Annotated in this window: 1 protein-coding gene; it reads right to left on the bottom strand. The window is 72.7% G+C overall.

The window, feature by feature from the left end:
* The coding region (locus tag ACG01O_RS22250; protein WP_394387802.1) for a PhzF family phenazine biosynthesis protein at positions 1 to 315 on the bottom strand (315 nt) is incomplete at both ends.

The following is a 315-nucleotide window of genomic DNA, read 5'->3' on the forward strand; positions in this document are numbered from 1 at the left end:
CCAGGTCGCCTCGGCATCGCGCCTGACGTGCACGCGACCCGCGCGGCCGAGCGCCGCGCCCTGGGCGGCGATGTAGGTTTCGCCCGCCAAGCCCGCGCCCTGCAGCCACAGGGCCAGGCCGACATTCAGGCTGCCAGTGACGGGGTCTTCCGGCACGCCCAGGTCAGGCACGAAGGCGCGCACTTCGAACTGGCACTCACTGTCGGCCGGATGCGCCCCCACCACGCCAAGCTTCAAGCCCTGCATGGCGACGAAATCGGGCTGCAGGGCCTGCACGGCCGCGGCATCGAGCAGGCGGGCGGCCATCCAGCCAGG

This window comes from Pelomonas baiyunensis, from assembly GCF_043555935.1.
In the GTDB taxonomy this organism is placed as follows: Bacteria; Pseudomonadota; Gammaproteobacteria; order Burkholderiales; family Burkholderiaceae_C; genus Pelomonas; species Pelomonas baiyunensis.